Source organism: Polynucleobacter sp. es-GGE-1 (genome assembly GCF_018882005.1).
Lineage (GTDB): Bacteria > Pseudomonadota > Gammaproteobacteria > Burkholderiales > Burkholderiaceae > Polynucleobacter.
In genome coordinates this window covers 106,537-127,987 of record NZ_JACVPE010000011.1, presented here as the reverse complement: position 1 = coordinate 127,987, position 21,451 = coordinate 106,537, and the positions used below count along the sequence as shown (strand labels likewise).

Here is a 21,451-nt window from a genome sequence, read left to right as displayed (position 1 = left end):
GGTACTTCACCAGTCATGATTGAAAAACTAAATGAGTCTTTAGCTACCGCTCTAAAGGACCCGAAAATACGGGAACAACTCATTCAGCAAGGCTTTGAATTTGTCCCGCTTGGCCCTGATCATCTAAAAGGTGAAATCATTTGTACGATGCCACCCTCAATACCTAATGGGCTAAAGAGGAAGAAGCCGAGAGTAACAAATCCCATATGTGCAACTGATGAATAAGCAACTAGCTTTTTCATATCTTTTTGAACTAAGGCTACTGCGCCGACATAAATCACAGCTACCAAGGAGAGGAATATCACAAAGGGGCCAAGATATTGACTTGCATCTGGCGCTATTGGCAGCGAGAAACGAAGGAAGCCGTAAGCCCCGAGTTTCAGCATAATTGCAGCCAACACTACAGAACCACCCGTAGGTGCCTCCACGTGAACGTCTGGTAACCAGGTATGTAGTGGCCACATGGGTACTTTCACTGCAAAGGCCATGAAGAATGCAAAGAACAGTAGGATTTGCTCAACAATATCGAGCCGAGCATTTTGCCAAACCAAAATATCAAAGCTATTGGTGACGTTATAAAGATAAAGCATGGCTACTAAGGTCAATAAGGAGCCAAGCAAGGTATACAAGAAAAACTTGAAGGCCGCATAGATCCGGTTTTGACCACCCCACACACCAATGATGATATACATCGGAATCAAGGTTGCTTCAAAAAAGACATAAAACAATAAAGCATCAAGCGCACAGAAAACACCAATCATCAATCCCGATAGGATCATGAACGAAGCCATGTACTGTGAAACCTTAGTATCAATGACCTCCCAAGCGGCGATCACGACAAAAATATTGATGAAGGCAGTCAGTACAATGAACCAAACGGAAATACCATCGATACCAAGGAAATAATTAATATCGTAGCGCGGAATCCAGCTGATCTTCTCTATAAACTGAATCCCTGGATTGGCAATATCAAAATTAATAATCAAGGGAAGAGTTGCAATAAATCCAACAATAGAGCCGATGAGAGCTAACCACCGCACTCCAGCAGACGGCTTCTCAGACCCATAAAACAAAATAATGAGTCCAAAAACAATTGGGGTCCAAATGGCGTAAGAAAGAATCATAGTGGCTACTTAAGTAACAAAGGCCTATCGAACAAAAGGCAGGTAAGCATACAAAACCCAAGCTAGTAATACCGCAAGGCCTGCAATCATTGCAAACGCATAGTGGTAAACATAACCGGATTGCAAATGACGAATCACGCCAGCAAAGCGTCCTACTGTATAGGCGCTGCCGTTCACAAAAAATCCATCTATAACCTTTTGATCGCCGCGATGCCACAAGACACTACCAATCCAAATCAGACCTTTAGCAAATACAGCTTGGTTCAAATCATCTAAATAGTATTTGTTATCAAATAATTTTTTGAGTGGAGCAAATATTTGCGCAACAACTGCAGGCAACTTCGGAGCCCAGAGATAACCAATGGCAGCCGTTAAAACGCCAAGCACTACTAGACCTAATACAGGAGAAGTAAATGCATGTATTGCCATGGCGATTGGGCCATGGAATTCATCTTCAAGTTCTTTCATTACTGGGTGACGAGCCAAATCAATGAAGATGGAATCGCCAAAAAAAGTGCCAAACAATAATGGGCTAATAGTGTAGAAACCAATAATCACCGATGGAATAGCCAAAAGAATCAAAGGCAAGGTCACTACTAAAGGAGATTCATGCGGCTTCTCACCTGGGGATAATCCGTGGTGAGCGTGATCATCACCCTGCTCTGCATGATCGTGATGGTGATCATGTGAATCGGCATGACCCCAACGTGCTTTGCCATGGAAAACCCAGAAATACAAACGGAAGGAATATAAAGCCGTGACAAATACACTTGCCATAACTGCAAAGTAAGCAAATCCTGAACCAGGAATATGGCTTGCAGCAACCGCTTCAATGATGGAATCTTTAGAGTAGAAACCAGAGAAGAATGGTGTGCCGATTAAAGCCAAATTACCCAATAACATCATCAGGCAAGTAACGGGCATATATTTCCAAAGACCGCCCATCTTGCGCATATCTTGCTCATGGTGCATGCCCAAGATGACGCTACCAGCAGCAAGGAACAACAGGGCCTTAAAAAAAGCATGTGTCATTAAGTGGAAGATAGCAACTGGATATGCAGATACGCCCAAAGCTACCGTCATGTAACCCAATTGCGACAATGTGGAATACGCCACAACGCGCTTGATATCGTTTTGCACAATCCCCAAGAAACCCATAAAAAGCGCGGTAATAGAGCCGATAACCAAAATGAAGCTCAAGGCAACATCGGAGAGCTCAAATAATGGTGACATGCGTGAGACCATGAAGATGCCAGCAGTTACCATGGTTGCAGCATGAATCAAAGCAGAAATTGGGGTTGGGCCTTCCATGGAGTCAGGCAACCAAACATGCAATGGGAACTGGGCTGATTTACCCATAGCGCCGATGAATAAGCAAATACAAGCAACCGTTAGCAGATTCCAGCCGGTACCAGGCAATGTTTGCGCAGCTAAGGCAGTATTTTGCGCGAAGATCACGTCATATTGCATTGAGCCCGTGCTCGCTAGTAATAGTCCAATGCCGAGAATGAAGCCAAAGTCGCCTACGCGATTCACCAAGAAAGCCTTCATGTTGGCAAATACCGCTGATTGACGCTCAAAATAGAAGCCAATTAAAAGATAAGACACAACACCTACGGCCTCCCAACCAAAGAAGAGTTGCAAGAGGTTATTACTCATTACCAACATCAACATGGCAAAAGTAAACAGGGAAATATAAGAAAAGAAGCGGTTGTAGCCCTCTTCGCCTTGCATATAGCCAATGGTGTAGATATGGACCATTAAGGACACAAAGGTCACCACGCACATCATGGTTGCTGTCAAAGGATCGATTAGAAAGCCAATATCTAAATTGAGTTCACCTAATTGCATCCAGCGATAGACGGTGCCGTTGAAGTAGAAACCATCCATGACTTGCGACAAAACATTACATGACAGAATGAAAGCAATCGTTACGCCTAAGATAGTGACGAACTGACTTGCGCCGTGACCAATGCGATTACCGCCTAACTTGGTGCCAAAGAAGCCGGCAATGATTGAACCCACTAAAGGAGCCAATGGAATTGCGCAGAGAACGGGAATATTTAGGGTCAATTGCATGACTAGCCTTTGAGGTGGTCAAGGTCTTCGGCATTAATGGTGTCAACCTTACGGAAGAGCACAACCAGAATTGCCAAACCGATAGCCGCTTCAGCAGCTGCTACAGTCAGAATAAAGAATACGAATACTTGACCTGCCATATCACCCAAATAGTGTGAGAAGGCAACAAAATTCATGTTGACCGCAAGCAACATCAATTCAATAGCCATTAACAGCACGATCACGTTCTTGCGGTTCAGGAAGATTCCGATAACACTAGTTGCGAATAAGATCGCACCAAGTACCAAGTAGTGCGCTAGAGTGATATTCATTACTTCTCTCCTCTAACGTCTTGTTTTGCTGCCATGTCTGAACCCATTTTGACAATGCGCATGCGATCTGCAGCAACCACATTCACTTGCTCATGAATATTTTGCGACTTGGAGTCTTTACGATTACGGAGAGTCAAGGCAACTGCCGCAATAATGGCTACCAACAAGATCACACCGGCAACTTCGAAGGCGTAGACATAGTCACCAAAGATCAGCATACCCAATGCTTGGGTATTATTGGCCATGACTTCTTCAGGCATTGGCTGCACAGGTGCATTGGTGCCAATGAAGCTGCGAATAATGACGATAGATAACTCAAGCACAATCACTGCACCCATTAAGAAAGCGACCGGCAGGTATTTCTTAAAGTCACGGCGTAAATGCTCCAGATCAAGGTCAAGCATCATCACTACGAACAGGAACAAAACCATCACGGCCCCGACATAAACCAAGATCAAAGCCAAGCTTAAGAATTCAGCTTTGAGCAACATCCAAAGACCAGAAGCACAGAAGAAGGCCAATACTAAAAACAGAGCGGCATGCACTGGGTTACGCGCTGTAATCACGCGCAATGCAGAAATAACCAATAGGCCTGCAAAGCCATAGAAGAAAACAGCAAATAAAGTGGAGGGATCGAATGTCATAGTGATAGGTGCTCGATTCGATTAGCGATAGGGTGCGTCAATAGCGCGGTTAGCGGCAATGTCTTTTTCATACTTATCACCTACAGCCAAGAGCATTTCTTTCGTGAAATACAGATCACCCCGTTTGTCACCAAAATATTCAAAAATATTGGTTTCGACAATGGCGTCTACAGGGCAAGCCTCCTCACAAAAGCCGCAGAAAATACATTTCGTTAAATCAATGTCATAACGAGAAGTACGACGGGTACCGTCATCACGCTCTGCTGTCTCAATAGTGATGGCGTATGCTGGGCATACTGCTTCACAGAGTTTGCAACCAATACAACGCTCTTCTCCATTTTCATAACGACGCAATGCATGCAAGCCACGAAAACGCGGTGATAAAGGCGTCTTTTCTTCAGGGTATTGAATAGTAATTTTGGGCTTAAAGAGATAACGACCAGTAATTGACATGCCAGTCAAGATGTCTTTGAGCATCAAGCTATCAAGGAATTGGGAAATTTTCTTAAACATGATTGATCAACTTATTTCCAAATATTCCATGGGGATACAACCCACGCGCCGATAACAACCACCCAAAATACTGAGATGGGAATAAAGATCTTCCAGCCCAAACGCATAATCTGGTCATAACGATAGCGAGGTAATGTCGCACGCAACCAAATAACGCAAGACAGCAAGAAGAAAGTTTTGCCGAACAACCAGAAGAATCCTGGGATATCACGCAAGATAGGCAAATCAACGATTGGCAACCAACCACCTAAGAACATGATGGATGCTACTGCTGCAATCAAAATCATATTGGCATATTCAGCCAAGAAGAACATGGCAAATGACATACCGGAATACTCAACCATATGTCCAGCAACGATCTCAGACTCCCCTTCAACCACGTCAAAGGGATGACGATTCGTTTCAGCAACGCCAGAGATAAAGTAGATCAAGAACATGGGCAACAATGGCAACCAGTTCCAAGAGAGAAAATTCAAGCCTAGGCTCGCAAAATAGCCCTGCTCTTGCGAAGCTACGATAGTGCTCAAGTTCAAAGAGCCTGAAGTTAGCAATACTGTCACTAGGGCAAAGCCCATGGCGATTTCATATGAAATCATTTGCGCAGATGCGCGCATGGCACCAAGGAATGGATACTTGGAGTTTGAAGACCAACCAGCCAGAATCACACCATAAACACCAATTGATGAAATTGCCATGATGTAAAGCAAGCCAGCATTGACATCGGCTAAGACCATCTTTGCTTGAAATGGAATCACTGCCCAGGCAGCAAACGCCGGCATGATCACCATAATTGGCGCAATGAAATACAGCACCTTACTAGCTTGTGCAGGAGCAATAATCTCCTTCATCAAAAGTTTTAATGCGTCAGCGATTGGCTGTAACAAACCTAAAGGTCCAACCCGGTTAGGTCCAATACGAATATGCATCCAACCAATTAACTTACGTTCCCAAAGCGTCAAGTAAGCGACGCAAGCAAACATGGGCAAAACGATAATCACAATTCGGACCAAGGCCCAAAGGAGTGGCCACAAGGAACCAAAAATAGCTTCCCCTTGGGTGGTAATAAGGTTCAAGAAATCACCCATCTTGCCCCCCTTATACCTTGCTGACCGCAACAGGACCGAACATAGACCCTAATCGTGTACTCGCCACGGTACCTGCAGAAATTCTGACGGCACCAGGGGCTAAATTCAATTCTAGAGTCGCTGGCAAATCAATGGATTGGCTACCCTGAGTGACACGAACAACATCCCCCTCTTTCAGACTAAATTCTGAGAAGAGTGCTTGCCCTAAACCAACTTGATTGGCACGTTTTGCATCACGGGTTAATTGCAGTGCAGATGAACGACGAACAATTTGATCGCCAGTATAGATATTGATATCTGTTACACGCTCAAGACCATTGGATGGTGCTAAGCTGCCATTAACTACTGTATTGATAGTAGTTTGATTGCTCAAACGGGTGCAATAGTGATCACCTAATGCCTCTCCTAAAACTTCCTCTGGCAAATTAAAGAGGAAGCCATCTAAATTCAAGAGACCGCCAAGTACACGCAAGACCTTCCATGCTGGACGGGAGTCACCTAAAGGTTTAACAGATGGTTGAACTGTCTGAGCTCTACCTTCCGCATTAACAAATGTAGAAACGGTCTCTGTATATGGAGTAATTGGCAGAATGACATCGGCTACTTCTAATAAGTCTGCTGATCTATAGGCAGTCATGGCAATCACAGTATTGGCTTTAGCCAAAGCTGCTCTAGCCTGTTCAGGATAAGGCAAATCAAAGTCCGGCTCGAGATTCATCAAGACCACGGCACGACGATCGCCTGACAATACTGACTCAACACCTGCACCATTGGCGTTAACTAAAGATGCGCCAACCGCATTTCCGCCAACCGGCATGAAACCAAGGGTTGCGCCAGTTTGCTGAGCAATAAATTGTGACAAGACATGCAAATCAGAAGCTTGAGGATGAACAATAGCAGCTGACCCAATCAATACCGCTACCTTAGTGCCAGAGAGCAAGCTGTCAGCAATCTTTTGTGCTTGAGCTGAAACTGAAATATTTGGAGTGCCATCTGGAGCGGTGACTGACTTGGCTTTAGCAACTGCCAAAGCTACTTCACTTAATGTATTTAGCCATGCGCTTGGCGCAGCAGCAATGCCGGTAGCTGAAATGAGCCAATCATCACCACCAGAGTCAATCCGAGATAACTGCAGTCCACGCTTAGATGCTGTGCGCAAACGCGCAGCAAGTACTGGTTGATCTTTTCTTAAGAAGCTGCCAATGACCAAAGCGCGATCAAGTTCGCTTAAGTGAGCAACCGGCATACCCAACCAAGGAGCAGATGCTGCACCATGAATATCAGTCTGACGTAAACGGGTTTCAATTTGATCGGAGCCGAGACCGCGCACAATCTTTTGCAAGAGATGTAATTCTTCTGCGCTGGAGATTGGATGGGCTAATGCGCCAATAGACTGAGCACCACTTTCAGCAGAAATCGTCTTCAAAGAGTGGGTAACGTAATCTAAAGCAGATTGCCAATCGGTTTCTAACCACTGACCACCCTGCTTGACCATGGGTGTAGTGATACGATCTTGGCTATTTAAGCCTTCATAGGAAAAGCGGTCACGGTCGCTAATCCAGCATTCATTAATCGCCTCATTCTCCAAAGCAACGACTCGCATGACTTTGTTAGCTTTGGTTTGCACTGTTGTATTAGCACCCAGACTATCGTGTGGACTCACTGAACGCTTACGACCCAGTTCCCAAGTTCGGGCTTCATAACGGAATGGTTTGCTAGTGAGTGCGCCTACTGGGCACAAATCAATCATGTTTCCAGATAACTCTGAATCTACTGTTTGCCCAAGGAATGTCGAGATCTCAGAATGCTCACCACGGTTAATCATGCCCAATTCCATGACGCCAGCAACTTCTTGCCCAAAGCGCACGCAACGGGTGCAGTGAATACAACGACTCATCTCTTGCATCGAGATCAAGGGGCCAACATTTTTATGAAATACAACCCGCTTCTCTTCGTCATAACGTGAGTTCGATTTACCGTAGCCCACTGCCAAGTCTTGTAATTGGCACTCACCACCTTGATCGCAAATGGGGCAATCGAGTGGGTGGTTAATCAACAAGAACTCCATCACTGAGCGCTGTGCTTCTACTGCCTTTGCAGAATGGGTAAACACCTTCATGCCTTGGGTTACTGGTGTAGCGCAAGCAGGTAATGGTTTTGGTGCTTTCTCAACTTCCACTAAGCACATACGGCAGTTAGCAGCAATGGATAACTTCTTGTGATAGCAAAAATGCGGGACGTAGCTACCCAGCTTGTTCGCAGCGTGCATCACCATCGAACCTTGCGGAACTTCTACTGTCTTACCATCTAATTCGATTTCTACCATGCTCACTTTAAGATGTCCTGTGCTCAATAACTTATAAAGGTTTTACAGAATCTAAGCAGCGCTTATGTTCTACGTGATACGTAAATTCATCCATGTAATGCTTCAACATGCCACGCACTGGCATTGCAGCTGCATCACCCAAAGCGCAAATCGTACGGCCTTGGATGTTGGCAGCAACATCATTTAATAAATCTAAATCTTCGGGGCGACCTTGGCCGTGTTCAATCCGGTGCACAATTCGCCATAGCCATCCGGTACCTTCACGACATGGTGTGCACTGACCACAAGATTCCTCGTGATAAAAATAAGAAAGACGCTCTAAAGCACGAACCATACAACGGGTTTCATTCATCACAATGACAGCACCAGAACCCAGCATAGATCCTGCTTTCGCAATGCTGTCGTAATCCATCGTCAGATCCATCATCTGCATGCCAGGTATTACCGGTGCAGATGATCCACCAGGAATGACAGATTTCAAAGCCTTACCTTCACGCATACCGCCAGCAAGCTTTAAGAGCTCTGCAAATGGTGTGCCCAATGGAATTTCATAGTTACCAGGATGCACTACGTCACCCGATACAGAAAAAATCTTCGTTCCACCGTTATTAGGTTTACCAAGATCCAAATAAGCTTGGCCGCCGATAGCCAAAATGAATGGCACAGCAGCAAATGTTTCGGTGTTGTTAATAGTAGTTGGCTTACCATACAAACCAAAGCTAGCTGGGAATGGTGGCTTAAACCGCGGTTGGCCTTTTTTACCCTCTAAGGATTCAAGCAAAGCGGTTTCTTCACCACAAATATAAGCACCCCAACCTGGCGTGGCATGCAATTGAAATGAGAAATCACTATCTAGAATTTTGTCGCCCAAGTAACCAGCAGCACGCGCCTCTTCTAAAGCCTCTTCGAAACGTGAATACACTTCCCAAATTTCGCCGTGGATATAGTTATAACCTGTTGAAATCCCCATGGTGTATGCACCAATAATCATGCCCTCAATCAAGGCATGTGGGTTGTAACGCATGATGTCACGGTCTTTAAAAGTCCCCGGCTCACCTTCGTCACTATTACAAACTAAATATTTTTGTCCTGGAAATTGACGTGGCATAAAACTCCACTTCAAGCCAGTTGGAAAGCCTGCACCACCACGACCACGCAATGAAGATGCTTTTAATTCAGCAATAATTGCATCAGGGGCAACTTTATCATTAATTAAACGACGTAACTGCTGGTAGCCACCACGACTCTCGTAATCCTTTAAGCGCCAGTTATCACCATTCAATCCTGCAAGGATCAAGGGCTTAATGTGACGATCGTGCAAGCCAGTCATGCTGCTTTCCCTTCTGCACGGAGTTCACTTAAAAGAGCATCAATCTTCTCTTTACTCATCAAACTGCACATGCGCTTGTCATTGACGAGCATGACCGGTGAATCGCCGCAGGCACCCATGCACTCACCCTCTTTTAATGTGAAGGTGCCACAAGTTGTCGTTTCGTTAAAGCCAATACCCAAAGTTTCTTTTAAGTAATTGGCTGAAGTTTCACCATGGCTTAATTGACAAGGCAAATTCGTACAAATCACCAACTTATATTTACCAATAGGCTTAGTGTTGTACATATTGTAAAAAGTGGCCACTTCTTCTACAGCAATCGTCGGCATTTCTAGGATTTGTGCAACGGTAGCAATCACCTCTGGCGAGACCCAGCCGACTTCAGTTTGTGCAGCGATCAAGGAAGCCATCACGGCAGACTGCTTTTGCTCTGGCGGATATTTAGCAACGTTACGGGCAATATCTGCCAGCGTTTTGTCGGATAGTTGAAGGGTTGTTGTCATTAATTCATCCTTGGCACGCTTAATTAGCGGTCAATCTCCCCAAACACAATATCCTGAGTACCAATAATGGTTACAGCATCCGCCAACATGTGACCACGTGACATCTCATCCATCGCTGAAAGATGTACAAATCCTGGGGCACGAATCTTCATACGATATGGCTTATTAGCACCATCAGAAATCAAGTAAATTCCAAACTCACCTTTTGGATGCTCAACCACAGAGTAAGCTTCCCCATAAGGCACATGAATACCTTCAGTAAAGAGTTTGAAATGGTGAATCAATTCTTCCATATTGGTTTTCATGTCCACGCGTTTCGGTGGAGAAACCTTATGGTTATCGCTCATCACGGGACCTGGATTTGCTTTTAACCAAGCTACGCATTGTTTAATGATGCGGTTAGATTGACGCATCTCTTCCATACGCACTAAATAACGATCGTATGAATCGCCATTAACGCCCACTGGGATATCAAAATAAAGGCGGTCATACACTTCATATGGCTGCTTTTTACGCAAGTCCCACTCAATACCCGAACCACGCAACATTGGGCCAGTAAAGCCCAGTTGCAATGCACGCTCAGGAGTGACAACACCAATATTCACTAAACGCTGTTTCCAAATGCGGTTGTCAGTTAATAGATTGCAATACTCATCTACATTGGCATCAAAGCCGCTAGCAAATTGCTCAATAAAGTCAAGCAAGGTGCCGCTACGGTTTTCATTCAAGCGTTTTACAGCAGATGTGCTCCGAATCTTAGACTTATCGTATTGAGCCATTTGATCTGGCAAATCGCGATATACGCCACCCGGACGATAGTAAGCAGCATGCATACGAGCACCAGATACCGCTTCGTACATATCGAAAATATCTTCGCGATCACGGAAGGCATACAAGAATACCGCCATTGCACCAACGTCTAAACCATGACAGCCGATCCAAAGTAAGTGATTTAGCAGACGGGTTAACTCGTCATACATGACACGAATGTATTGCGCACGTAATGGAACGTCTACTTGCAATAACTTCTCAATGGCTAATACATAGGCATGCTCATTGGCCATCATGGACACATAGTCCAAACGATCCATATAAGGAACATTCTGAATCCAAGTACGAGTCTCTGCTAATTTCTCAGTTGCACGATGCAATAGACCGATATGCGGATCAGCACGCTGAATCACTTCACCATCTAACTCAAGCACTAAACGCAATACGCCATGCGCCGCAGGATGTTGAGGACCAAAATTGAGGGTGTAATTCTTAATTTGTGCCATGGCTTAAACCGGGCCTCCGTACTGTTCTTCGCGAACGATCCGGGGAGTAATTTCACGCGCTTCAATCGTGACTGGCTGATAAACAACTCGCTTTAACTCTGGGTCATAGCGCATTTCTACATTGCCACTGATTGGGAAGTCTTTTCTAAATGGATGGCCAATAAAGCCATAGTCAGTCAAGATGCGGCGCAAGTCTTCATGACCTTCAAAGATAATGCCGTAGAGATCGAATGCTTCGCGCTCAAACCAATTCGCTGAATTCCAAACTGGGGTGATAGAGGCTAGCAGTGGATAACTATCATCAGGAGCGAAAGCCCGTACTCTTAGGCGCCAGTTATGTTTGATAGACAGTAAATGGCTTACTACACCAAAACGCTGCCCACTCCAGGCGCCGTCACGGAAGTCTTGGTAGTCAACGCCACATAAATCGATCAATTGCTCGAACGCTAATGATGCATCATCTCGCAGCAACATCGCAGATTCAAAATAGGTATCCGCATTAAGAACAACAGTCACTTCACCCAAGGCAAGCCCAACGGATTGAATGCGTTTACCAAGAATCTTTTCGAGATTAGCGGCTAGCTGAACTAAACGATCTGACATGGCTTAGGCTTTCCGCGCAATCGTGCTGGTACGAGCGATCTTGGATTGCAACTGAATAACGCCGTAAATTAAGGCTTCTGCTGTTGGAGGACAACCGGGAACATAAATATCGACTGGCACAATACGGTCGCAACCACGCACTACAGAATAGGAGTTATGGTAATAACCGCCGCCATTTGCGCAGGATCCCATAGAGATTACCCAACGTGGCTCTGGCATTTGGTCATACACCTTGCGCAAAGCTGGTGCCATCTTATTACAGAGCGTACCTGCCACAATCATCAAGTCAGATTGACGTGGAGAGGGGCGGAAAACGACACCAAAGCGATCTAAGTCATAGCGGGATGCGCCAGCGTGCATCATTTCCACTGCGCAACAGGCCAAACCAAAGGTCATGGGCCATAAAGAGCCGTTGCGAGTCCAGTTAATTAACTGGTCTGCAGTAGTGGTAACAAATCCTTCTTTGAGAACGCCTTCTAATGCCATATCGATCACTCCCAGTCGAGAGCGCCCTTTTTCCAGATATACACAAATCCCACTATGAATTCCAACAGGAAGATCACCATGGAGGCGTAGCCAAACCAGCCAAGATCACGTAACGCAACACCCCAAGGAAAGAGGAATGCGGTTTCAAGATCAAACAAAATAAAGAGAATAGCAATCAGGTAATAGCGCACGTCAAACTTCATACGGGCATCTTCGAAGGCTTCAAAACCGCACTCATATGGAGAGAGTTTTTCGGCATCAGGCTTCGAGGGAGCCAAAATTTTTCCGAGGAACATGGGGACTAATCCCACCCCAATACCTACAAGGATAAAAAGCAGAACAGGAAAGTAATTAGCGAGATTCAAAATGGTCCTGAGTCGTTCTTCTGGCGATTCTTCAAAAAAAACAAATTATCAAATAATCCACATCTAAACCTATTGATTTAGAGCAAAACTCTAGCTAAACATCATTTCTTGGTGCCGACGGCGAGACTCGAACTCGCACAGCCTAAGCCACTACCCCCTCAAGATAGCGTGTCTACCAATTTCACCACGTCGGCATCTTGCAAAACCTGTCAATTCTACTGCATTGCACAACTAAACCACCCTAAATATCGGGCAGAAAAATCAGTAAAAACCTACTTTTTTACTTAGGAACTGCTGGTTTGCTTGGATCTTGAGCAGGAGCAGTCGGAGCAGCTGGCATTACTGCAGGAGCGACGGTTCCGGAGAGAACCCCAGGGCTGACTTCCTTCTTATTACCAAGCCAAGTAATCCCCAAAGTGCTGATAAAAAAGACTGCAGCAAAGACGGCTGTTGTATGGGATAAAAAATTGGCCGAACCGCTAGCGCCAAATAAGCTCCCTGAGGATCCAGAGCCAAAAGCAGCGCCCATATCAGCGCCCTTGCCTTGCTGTAATAGCACTAGCAAAATCACAGCCAAAGCTGAAATTACCTGCAACACAATTAATAAAGTCTTAAACCATTCCATAGCTTCTCTCCAAATAAAAAATCTATGCCTGACAGATGGCTAGAAAATCTTGAGGGTCTAGCGCAGCACCCCCCACCAATCCACCATCAATATCGGGCATGGCAAACAATTCAACAGCATTGTCAGGCTTGATGCTGCCACCATACAAAATTCCTACATGTGATGCGACATCCTCATCAAACTCGGCCAATTGCAAACGAATATGACGATGCATATCTTGAGCAAGCTGCGCACTGGCAACCTTGCCAGTACCAATCGCCCACACTGGTTCATAAGCGATGAGACAATCAGCCAAGCGATCCTGAAGCACTGAGACTTGCTTGGCTATCTGACCACAAACAATCTCTTCAGCTCTGCCAGAATTGCGCTCATCAGCAGTCTCACCAACACAGATCACGGGAGTCATACCGCTATCTAATACTTGAAGTGCCTTTGCTGCAACAATCTCATCCACCTCATGATGCATTTGACGACGCTCAGAGTGACCAACAATGACATACTGACAGCCGAGCTCTTTGAGCATAGCGGCGCTTGTCTCTCCTGTATAAGCACCAGAAGTTTGAGCCGAGACATCTTGAGCGCCTAAGCTTAAAAACGCCAAAGAATGTTCTTTAATTAAGTGAGCACACTGAGCTAAATAAGGAGAAGGTGGGCATACAGCAAACTTGCGACCAGCAGGCATGCCGCTTTCCATACCCCGGGCAACGGTTTTAACCCAATCTTGATTACTTGCAAGACTACCATTCATTTTCCAGTTGCCGATGACGATGAGTGGACGCATAAGTTTTATTGAATTACACCGTGAGAACTATTTTGCCAACATGCTCAGAGGACTCCATCAATCGATGCGCATCTGCCGCTTGATCCAGCGTAAAGGTTTTATAGATTGCCGGCTTTAACTTACCTGCATTAAGTAAAGGCCAAACATGATCGTGCAACTGTTTGGTAATGTGTTTTTTGAATGATACTGGGCGTGGACGCAAGGTTGAACCAGTAATCGTCAAACGACGTCGCAGAATTTGATTGGTACTCACTTCCGCTTTCGATCCACCCTGAATCGCAATGATCACAATACGACCATCATCAGCCAAGCAATCGATTTCACGCTGCACATAAGCGCCAGTCACCATATCGAGGATGACATTAACACCTTTAGCGTCAGTAGCCTTCTTCACTTCTTCTACAAAGTCTTGTGTCTTGTAGTTAATAGCGAGGTCAGCGCCCAACTTTATGCATGCGGCACACTTTTCATCGGTACCAGCAGTAACAAACACTTTATGTCCCATAGCTTTAGCAAGCAAAATAGCGGTAACGCCAATACCGCTTGAACCGCCTTGGACTAAGAGAGTTTCACCTGCTGACAATTCACCGCGCATGAAGACATTGCTCCAGACGGTGTAAAAAGTTTCAGGCAATGCTGCCGCTTCTTGATCAGTAAATCCGGTTGGATAAGGTAAGCACTGGGCAATCGGTGCAATACAAAGGTCTGCATAACCACCGCCTTGAACTAAGGCGCAAACCTTGTCACCTACCTTGAGGCCGAAAGTATTATCTGCGTGAACTAAATCACCACCAATAATTTCACCAGCAACTTCAAGACCAGGAATATCGGATGCACCAGCAGGAACTGAGTAATGACCCTTGCGCTGTAAAACATCAGGGCGATTAATTCCTGCTGCGAGGACCTTAATCAAAACCTCGCCAGTTCCAGCAGTCGGAACCGCTGGGTCTGGGCGAGTACTAGGCACCAGCATTTCTGGCGCACCAAATTCTTTGATCTCAATTACGCGCATTGAAAACTCCGACTGAAATTAACTTAAGCAGTTTCGTCAGTTGGAGCGGCTTCAGTTGCAGCACCAGCCAAAGGAGCAATCGAACCACCTTCATCAGCCATTGCAGCCTTGAGAGATAAGCGCAAACGACCGCGCTCATCAGCGGCTAATAACTTCACGCGAACCACTTGGCCTTCTGCTAAGTAATCTTTAACTTCTTTTACACGCTCATTGGAGATTTCAGAGATATGCAAGAGTCCGTCTTTACCAGGAAGAATGTTGACCAAAGCACCGAACTCAAGCAACTTCACTACTGGACCTTCATAGATCTTGCCAACTTCAGCTTCTGCAGTGATACCTTCGATACGGGCTTTCGCTTCAGCCATGCCTTCAGCGCTAGTGGAAGCAATCGTGACTGTTCCGTCATCTTTGATATCGATGCTGCAACCAGTTTCTTTAGTCAAAGCCTGAATCGTTGCGCCACCCTTGCCAATTACTTCACGAATCTTGTCTGGATGAATCTTGAATGACACCATGCGTGGAGCATGAGCAGACAATTCTGTGCGAACTGAACCCATGGCTTCTTGCATTTTGCTCAAGATGTGCAAACGACCTTCTTTCGCTTGTGCCAAAGCAACTTGCATAATTTCTTTCGTAATACCTTGAACCTTAATATCCATCTGGAGCGCAGTAATACCGTTTGCAGTACCTGCTACCTTGAAGTCCATATCGCCTAAGTGATCTTCGTCACCCAAGATATCGGTCAACACGGCAAAACGGTTGCCATCCAAAATCAAGCCCATTGCTACACCAGCAACATGAGCTTTTACTGGAACACCAGCGTCCATCATTGCCAAACAGCCACCGCAGACGGAAGCCATAGATGAAGAACCATTGGACTCTGTGATTTCTGAAACAACACGGATGCTGTATGCAAAATCCTCTGGGCTAGGTAATACTGGTATCAATGCACGCTTAGCCAAACGACCGTGACCAATTTCACGACGCTTTGGGCTACCTACACGACCAGTTTCGCCAGTAGCAAACGGAGGCATGTTGTAGTGGAACATGAAACGATCTCGGTATTCACCTTCGAGCGCATCAATGATTTGCTCATCACGTGCAGTACCTAAGGTGGCGATAACCAAAGCCTGTGTTTCACCACGCGTAAACAATGCAGAACCGTGGGTACGCGGCAATACGCCGTTACGAATTTCAATCGGACGCACAGTACGTGTATCGCGACCATCAATACGTGGCTCACCGTTCAAAATCTGGCTACGGACAATCTTGGCTTCGATTTCAAACATGATGTCGCTGACAGCAACGGCATCAACATCACCTTCTTCAGATAACTTCGCTAAAACTTCCTTAGAAATCTCTTTGAGCTTGTCTGAACGAGCACCCTTTTGACGGATCTGATAGGCCTCGCGCAATGGGGCTTCAGCCAAGGCAGTGACCTTAGCGATAAATGGCTCATCTTTAGGGGCGGCAGTCCAATCCCATTCTGGTTTGCCAGCTTCACGTACCAAATCATTGATAGCGTTAATCGCAGTTTGCATTTGGTCATGACCATAAACCACTGCACCTAACATCACATCTTCAGATAATTGGTTTGCTTCAGATTCCACCATCAATACAGCTGCTTGAGTACCAGCAACAATCAAATCGAGTTCGCTGGTAGCTTGCTCTGTACGAGTTGGATTCAAAAGGTATTGACCGTTAGCGTAACCAACACGTGCTGCGCCAACTGGGCCAGCAAATGGAATGCCTGAAACGGCTAAGGCTGCAGAAGCAGCAATCAAAGCAGGAATATCAGCAGGAACGTCTGGGTTGATAGACAACACATGCACTACAACCTGAACTTCATTCAAAAAACCCTCAGGAAATAGTGGACGCAGTGGACGGTCGATCAAGCGGGAAATCAATGTCTCACCTTCAGATGGACGACCTTCGCGACGGAAGAAACCACCAGGGATCTTACCTGCTGCGTAAGTTTTTTCTAAATAATCCACTGTCAATGGGAAAAAGGATTGGCCTGGCTTTGCAGACTTTGAAGCAACTACCGTACCCATAACTACAGTGTCATCGACGTTGACGATTACGGCACCACCAGATTGGCGAGCAATCTCACCAGTTTCCATCGTTACTTGATGATTGCCCCATTGAAAACTTTTTACTGCTTTTTTAAACATTGTCATTCTGATCTTCTCCAAATTGTTCACGCAATTCTCACATGAGCATTACGCTTGTCGTGGGATAAAGCAGTGTCACGACAACACTGGAGCGATTTCGGATCACAAGGGATGCCATTCCAGGGAGACTCTGATCACATTCAGAAACTCATTGGAATGACACGATCCCCTACACAAATAATCTAAAAGCGCTCAAAAAACATGCCACCTTCTTAAGACTGATTCTGGAAAGAAACAACCCTAAGTGAGATGGCATTGCAATACTGATAAGAATTACTTACGGAGACCTAATTTGTCGATCAATGCGCGATAGCGATCCAAATCTTTGCCTTTGAGGTAATCTAAGAGGCGACGGCGACGTGAAACCATCTTCAACAAACCGCGACGGCTGTGATGGTCTTTAGCGTTAGCCTTGAAATGGGGGGTTAATTCATTGATGCGGGCTGTAAGCAATGAAACTTGCACTTCAGGGCTACCCGTATCGTTTGCGCTACGCGCGTTTTCTTTGACGATTTCCGCCGTTTTAATATCAGCAACTGCCATTTTTAATACTCCTTACTTGCGAACACTTGAGCTTTTCACCCAATTTGTGTCGTGCGTTATTAACAAAATAAAACAAAAAAGCTTTACAAATCAAAGCCCTCGAATTGTAACAGATTGCCTCTTTTTTGAAGAAGGATTGCGACCCTGAAATGTTTGGAAGTGATTTTATTGCTTACAGGGCTAATAAGCATTTTTAAAAATGCGTGATAAATTACTTAGAAATCAGCAATTTAGACCCTCAAGCAGCATTTTGAACCCCATATCTAGCCATTTATGCCCAAAATCATGAAAAAGACCCTCATCATCAGTCCTCTTTTAGCCTTCTTATTGCTGCCATCACTCTCATACGCCTCCTTTTTGCCACCAGAAATGATTGATGGATTTGCCAATATCGTCTCTTGGGTAGTGCTCATCTTTCTGCCCGTCGGCTTTATTGCTGGCTTTTGGTATGTCCATATCCTGCCCGATACCATTGCTAAGCGCAGAGAGCACCCCCAGCGAGATGCGATTCATGCCCTGTGTCTGCTCTCCTTCTTTTTTGGAGGTCTACTTTGGCCATTTGCTTACCTTTGGGCATACACCCGCCCCACGATGTACAAGCTTGCCTATGGGACCGATAAATACGTGTCCATAGATAAAGAGCAACAGGAAGACCAGAATACAGAGGTGAAATAAGCATGGAAGCACTGATTCTTGGCATCTATGCCGGCATTGTTTGGTTAATCTTTTTTAAATACAAATTACTCCCCTGGAATGCGGTAGCAAAAGTAATCGTTTTTACGATTCCTGTTGTGGGAATGATTACGCTGATCTTGCTACTGAATATCTTTTCACCCTCCTCTAGCAATGTAGTCGTTGTCAGAAATTCTGTTGGCATTGTGAGTCAAGTAAAAGGTCGTGTCACTGAAGTGCCTGTGACAGTTAATCAACGCGTCAAAAAAGGAGATGTCCTCTTCAAGATCGACCCCACTCAATATCAAGCTTCAGTGAATGCGCTCAAAGCCAAACTGAAACTAGCGAAGTTGCGCGCAAAAGAAAATGAAGCGCTTGTGAAGAGCGGTTCGGGTAACCGCTTTGATTTAGAAAAAGCCCAAGCGGATTTAGCAGAACTTAGCGAACAAACTATTCATTCTGAATATGATCTAGAGCAAACCGTTGTTCGAGCACCAAGTGATGGCACCGTCGTCAACGTGCAGTTGCGCCCTGGAGCTTTTGTCGCAGCTTTTCCGATAGCTTCAGTCATGACTTTCATGGAAGACACGCCGCAAATCTATGCCTTGTTTAATCAAAATGAGTTGCATCAAATTGAAGTCGGTAATGAGGCTGAGTTTTACATTCCTAGTTTTCCGGGCAAGATCCTCAAGGCAAAGGTTGAGTCCATCATCCTAGCGGAAGGTCAAGGTCAAATCAGTGTGAGCGGCAATCTACCTACTACAGGCTTGAGAGAAATTCCGGTCAATCGATTTGCCGTGAAGTTACTAATGGATGATCGACATGCAGAGTTATTACTCCCTGCTGGGGCCGTTGGAGATGGTGCGGTCTACACCGATCATCTTGCGTTCTTACACATCATTCGTAAGGTGATGTTGCGGATTAGCACTAAGCTCAATTACATCATTCCAAAACTACATTAAAAATAGAGATGTATAAATTTCATATGAACTCGTTTCATAAAGCTTCACTCTATTTGCTAGGGGCAGTAGCATTGGGTGCTTGCACCATTAGCCCACTTAAGAGCAACCAGGAACTGGTTGATCAATCCATTCCTAATGCTAGCGTTCCCAGGCAATTTCAGACTAATCAAGCTAGCAAGCAAGATGCTGTGACAGTAGATGACGCATGGCTCAAACAATTTAATGATCCTGAATTAAATGCCTTAGTAGCCGAAGCATTACAGAACAATCCCAGCATTCGTATCATCGCAGCACGCAGAACTCAGTCTGAGGCCCTCATTAGTGCTGCTGGCGGGTCACAGTACCCCGGTATTAATGCCATCGGCAATAGCGGTAGCAAAGTAGGCTCTAGTGGAACTGGTCTAACTGGTTTTTACATCGGCGCCAACTGGGAACTGGATCTATGGGGTCGCGTACGCACATCCGTTGCAGGCGCAGAACAAAATTCTAAGGCTATTAATGCCGATCAAGATGCTGCCCGCCTGTCTTTGATTGCGACCTTAGCTAAATCAGTGTGGCTTGCGCGCAGCCTACAAGAACAAGCACAGTTAGCCAAAGAGAATGCTGACGCATCTCAAAAAATATCCGACTTGACACAATTTCGAGAAAAAATTGGTGCATCTTCTTTTAATGATGTGGCAAGTACCAAAATTAATGCGGCTCAAGCACAGGAGCTGGCACTCAATAGCGCCTTAGCCCGCGACCAAGCACTGCGCGCTGTAGAGACTCTGGTGGGACGCTATCCAAAGGCTGAGCCCTTTAAATCGACTGCATTACCAGCGCTTCCAAAACCGGTTGAGCCAGGACTACCAGCAGATTTATTAGAGCGCAGACTGGATCTGATTGCCGCTGAAGCACGTGTTAATAGCGCCTTCTATCTAGCCGATGAAAAACGACTCGCACGGCTTCCTAAAATTAGTTTGACTGCGGGTTATGGGTACATCAATAGCCAAATCTTTACACTGGTGAACGGTGCCAGCACCAGTTTTGGCGTTGGTGCCAATGTAGCGCTCCCTCTGTTCCAAGGTGGCGCAATTGAAGCCCAAATTGCTTATCAAAATGCTGAAGCGCAAGCAGCTTTAGCCAATTACGGCAAAGTCGTTCTTGCAGCGTTTAATGATGTGGAGAATGCGCTCAATGGCGAGGCTACTTGGCGTGAGCGTAGTTCGCAATTACAAACTCAATTGATGCAACAAAAACAAGTCATGAAAAACACTGAATCTGAATTTCAGATTGGCAGAGTTGATCAACGCCAAATTCAGCAACAACGCATTAAAACCAATACTACAGATATTAGCTGGCGCCAAGGCCAAGTAGATGCCCTAGCCCAACGAATTAATCTCTACCTAGCCCTAGGTGGCTCGGCTGATTAATACTCATCTTCATTAACCAATACATCACTATGAATAAATTACTTTCCCTTCTTGTATGCGGTGCCGTACTTTTATTACCAATGCATTCTTATGCTCAATTTTCTTCTATTTTTGAGCCCAGCAAAACAGTAGCTCAGCAAAAGCAAGAGATTCTGAAGAAGAATGAAGAGATCTTGAGCGACCTTTACCGGGCGCAGCCAAAAGCAAAAAATCTCATCGAGCAATCGAGTGGTTATGCTACGTTTAGTAACTTTGGTATGAAGATATTGATTGCTGGAGGCGGAACAGGAACTGGGGTTGTTATTAATAAGGCATCCAAGAAAACGATTTACATGGATATGGCTGAAGTTCAAGCAGGAATTGGTCTTGGTATTAAGTCATTTCAAAATATTTTTATCTTCCAGACTGAAGCAGCACTCAATGACTTTGTGAATTCAGGCTGGACTTTTGGAGGTCAAGTTACTGCCGCGGCCAAATACGACAAGGATGGTGGAGCCTATCAAGACGCCACCGTCGTTGCTCCTGGCGTCTTGATGTACCAACTAACAGACTCAGGTATTGCTGCAGAGATCACGGGCAAAGGCACTAAGTACTATAAAAATACTGACTTAAATAAATAAGCTT

General features: G+C 45.3%; 21 protein-coding genes, 1 tRNA gene and 1 pseudogene. 4 read left to right on the top strand and 19 right to left on the bottom strand.

Going from position 1 to position 21,451, the window contains the following annotated elements; translation table 11 throughout:
* Positions 1-131: 131 nt before the first annotated feature.
* The 19 genes and pseudogenes from ICN35_RS10665 to rpsO all read right to left on the bottom strand — a co-directional run.
* Positions 132-1,124: pseudogene (locus ICN35_RS10665) on the bottom strand (NADH-quinone oxidoreductase subunit M); the annotation flags it as partial.
* 24 nt (positions 1,125-1,148) lie between these two features.
* Positions 1,149-3,203 carry an NADH-quinone oxidoreductase subunit L gene (nuoL, locus tag ICN35_RS10660; protein WP_216127491.1) on the bottom strand — a complete coding sequence of 685 codons (2,055 nt, stop codon included), beginning with the start codon at positions 3,201-3,203 and terminating at the stop codon, positions 1,149-1,151.
* Positions 3,204-3,205: 2 nt separating this feature from the next.
* Positions 3,206-3,514 (bottom strand): NADH-quinone oxidoreductase subunit NuoK, encoded by a 309-nt coding sequence (nuoK, locus tag ICN35_RS10655; RefSeq protein ID WP_215291988.1) that lies wholly within the window; start codon positions 3,512-3,514, stop codon positions 3,206-3,208.
* Positions 3,514-4,158, bottom strand: a complete 645-nt coding sequence (locus ICN35_RS10650) for an NADH-quinone oxidoreductase subunit J (protein ID WP_216127489.1) — start codon at positions 4,156-4,158, stop codon at positions 3,514-3,516. Before ICN35_RS10650 ends, nuoK begins: the two co-directional genes overlap by 1 nt.
* A 21-nt stretch (positions 4,159-4,179) precedes the next feature.
* The gene (gene nuoI / locus ICN35_RS10645; RefSeq protein WP_215296983.1) at positions 4,180-4,671 is read right to left on the bottom strand and encodes an NADH-quinone oxidoreductase subunit NuoI; all 492 of its coding nucleotides are present in this window, start codon (positions 4,669-4,671) and stop codon (positions 4,180-4,182) included.
* Between the two features lie 11 nt (positions 4,672-4,682).
* Entirely contained in the window at positions 4,683-5,756 is a 1,074-nt protein-coding gene (gene nuoH, locus ICN35_RS10640) for an NADH-quinone oxidoreductase subunit NuoH (RefSeq protein WP_216127486.1), read from the bottom strand.
* A 10-nt stretch (positions 5,757-5,766) separates the two neighbouring features.
* Positions 5,767-8,082 carry an NADH-quinone oxidoreductase subunit NuoG gene (gene nuoG / locus ICN35_RS10635; protein WP_216127482.1) on the bottom strand — a complete coding sequence of 772 codons (2,316 nt, stop codon included), beginning with the start codon at positions 8,080-8,082 and terminating at the stop codon, positions 5,767-5,769.
* Positions 8,083-8,113: 31 nt separating this feature from the next.
* A complete protein-coding gene (gene nuoF / locus ICN35_RS10630; RefSeq protein ID WP_216127480.1) occupies positions 8,114-9,412 on the bottom strand; it encodes an NADH-quinone oxidoreductase subunit NuoF in 1,299 nt (432 codons plus the stop codon).
* Positions 9,409-9,915, bottom strand: a complete 507-nt coding sequence (gene nuoE / locus ICN35_RS10625) for an NADH-quinone oxidoreductase subunit NuoE (RefSeq protein WP_216127477.1) — start codon at positions 9,913-9,915, stop codon at positions 9,409-9,411. The genes nuoF and nuoE overlap by 4 nt, the downstream gene beginning before the upstream one ends.
* Positions 9,916-9,938: 23 nt before the next feature.
* The gene (locus tag ICN35_RS10620; RefSeq protein ID WP_216127472.1) at positions 9,939-11,192 is read right to left on the bottom strand and encodes an NADH-quinone oxidoreductase subunit D; all 1,254 of its coding nucleotides are present in this window, start codon (positions 11,190-11,192) and stop codon (positions 9,939-9,941) included.
* Positions 11,193-11,195: 3 nt separating this feature from the next.
* Complete coding sequence (locus tag ICN35_RS10615) at positions 11,196-11,795, bottom strand: NADH-quinone oxidoreductase subunit C (RefSeq protein WP_216127469.1); 600 nt, start codon at positions 11,793-11,795, stop codon at positions 11,196-11,198.
* A gap of 3 nt (positions 11,796-11,798) precedes the next feature.
* Entirely contained in the window at positions 11,799-12,281 is a 483-nt protein-coding gene (locus tag ICN35_RS10610) for an NADH-quinone oxidoreductase subunit B family protein (RefSeq protein ID WP_215296970.1), read from the bottom strand.
* 5 nt (positions 12,282-12,286) lie between these two features.
* Complete coding sequence (locus tag ICN35_RS10605; protein WP_068948474.1) at positions 12,287-12,646, bottom strand: NADH-quinone oxidoreductase subunit A; 360 nt, start codon at positions 12,644-12,646, stop codon at positions 12,287-12,289.
* Between the two features lie 109 nt (positions 12,647-12,755).
* Positions 12,756-12,840 (bottom strand) — tRNA-Leu (locus ICN35_RS10600).
* 86 nt (positions 12,841-12,926) lie between these two features.
* Complete coding sequence (gene secG / locus ICN35_RS10595) at positions 12,927-13,271, bottom strand: preprotein translocase subunit SecG (protein WP_216127466.1); 345 nt, start codon at positions 13,269-13,271, stop codon at positions 12,927-12,929.
* Between the two features lie 22 nt (positions 13,272-13,293).
* Entirely contained in the window at positions 13,294-14,052 is a 759-nt protein-coding gene (gene tpiA / locus ICN35_RS10590; RefSeq protein ID WP_216127463.1) for a triose-phosphate isomerase, read from the bottom strand.
* Between the two features lie 13 nt (positions 14,053-14,065).
* Positions 14,066-15,064: an NAD(P)H-quinone oxidoreductase gene (locus ICN35_RS10585; RefSeq protein ID WP_216127460.1), complete on the bottom strand. Its 999-nt coding sequence runs from the start codon at positions 15,062-15,064 to the stop codon at positions 14,066-14,068.
* A gap of 23 nt (positions 15,065-15,087) precedes the next feature.
* Entirely contained in the window at positions 15,088-17,244 is a 2,157-nt protein-coding gene (pnp, locus tag ICN35_RS10580) for a polyribonucleotide nucleotidyltransferase (protein ID WP_216127458.1), read from the bottom strand.
* A gap of 267 nt (positions 17,245-17,511) precedes the next feature.
* Positions 17,512-17,781 (bottom strand): 30S ribosomal protein S15, encoded by a 270-nt coding sequence (gene rpsO / locus ICN35_RS10575; RefSeq protein WP_068948469.1) that lies wholly within the window; start codon positions 17,779-17,781, stop codon positions 17,512-17,514.
* Between the two features lie 285 nt (positions 17,782-18,066).
* On the opposite strand from rpsO, the gene ICN35_RS10570 reads away from it, so the two are divergent.
* From ICN35_RS10570 to ICN35_RS10555, 4 genes are read left to right on the top strand one after another with little or no spacing between them, the layout of a single operon-like run.
* Positions 18,067-18,456, top strand: a complete 390-nt coding sequence (locus ICN35_RS10570; protein WP_216127456.1) for a DUF3302 domain-containing protein — start codon at positions 18,067-18,069, stop codon at positions 18,454-18,456.
* Between the two features lie 2 nt (positions 18,457-18,458).
* A complete protein-coding gene (locus tag ICN35_RS10565) occupies positions 18,459-19,415 on the top strand; it encodes an HlyD family secretion protein (protein WP_215296958.1) in 957 nt (318 codons plus the stop codon).
* Between the two features lie 23 nt (positions 19,416-19,438).
* Positions 19,439-20,827, top strand: coding sequence for an efflux transporter outer membrane subunit (locus ICN35_RS10560; protein ID WP_216127454.1), 1,389 nt, complete (start codon positions 19,439-19,441; stop codon positions 20,825-20,827).
* 29 nt (positions 20,828-20,856) lie between these two features.
* Positions 20,857-21,447 (top strand): YSC84-related protein, encoded by a 591-nt coding sequence (locus ICN35_RS10555; RefSeq protein WP_216127452.1) that lies wholly within the window; start codon positions 20,857-20,859, stop codon positions 21,445-21,447.
* Positions 21,448-21,451 lie beyond the last annotated feature (4 nt).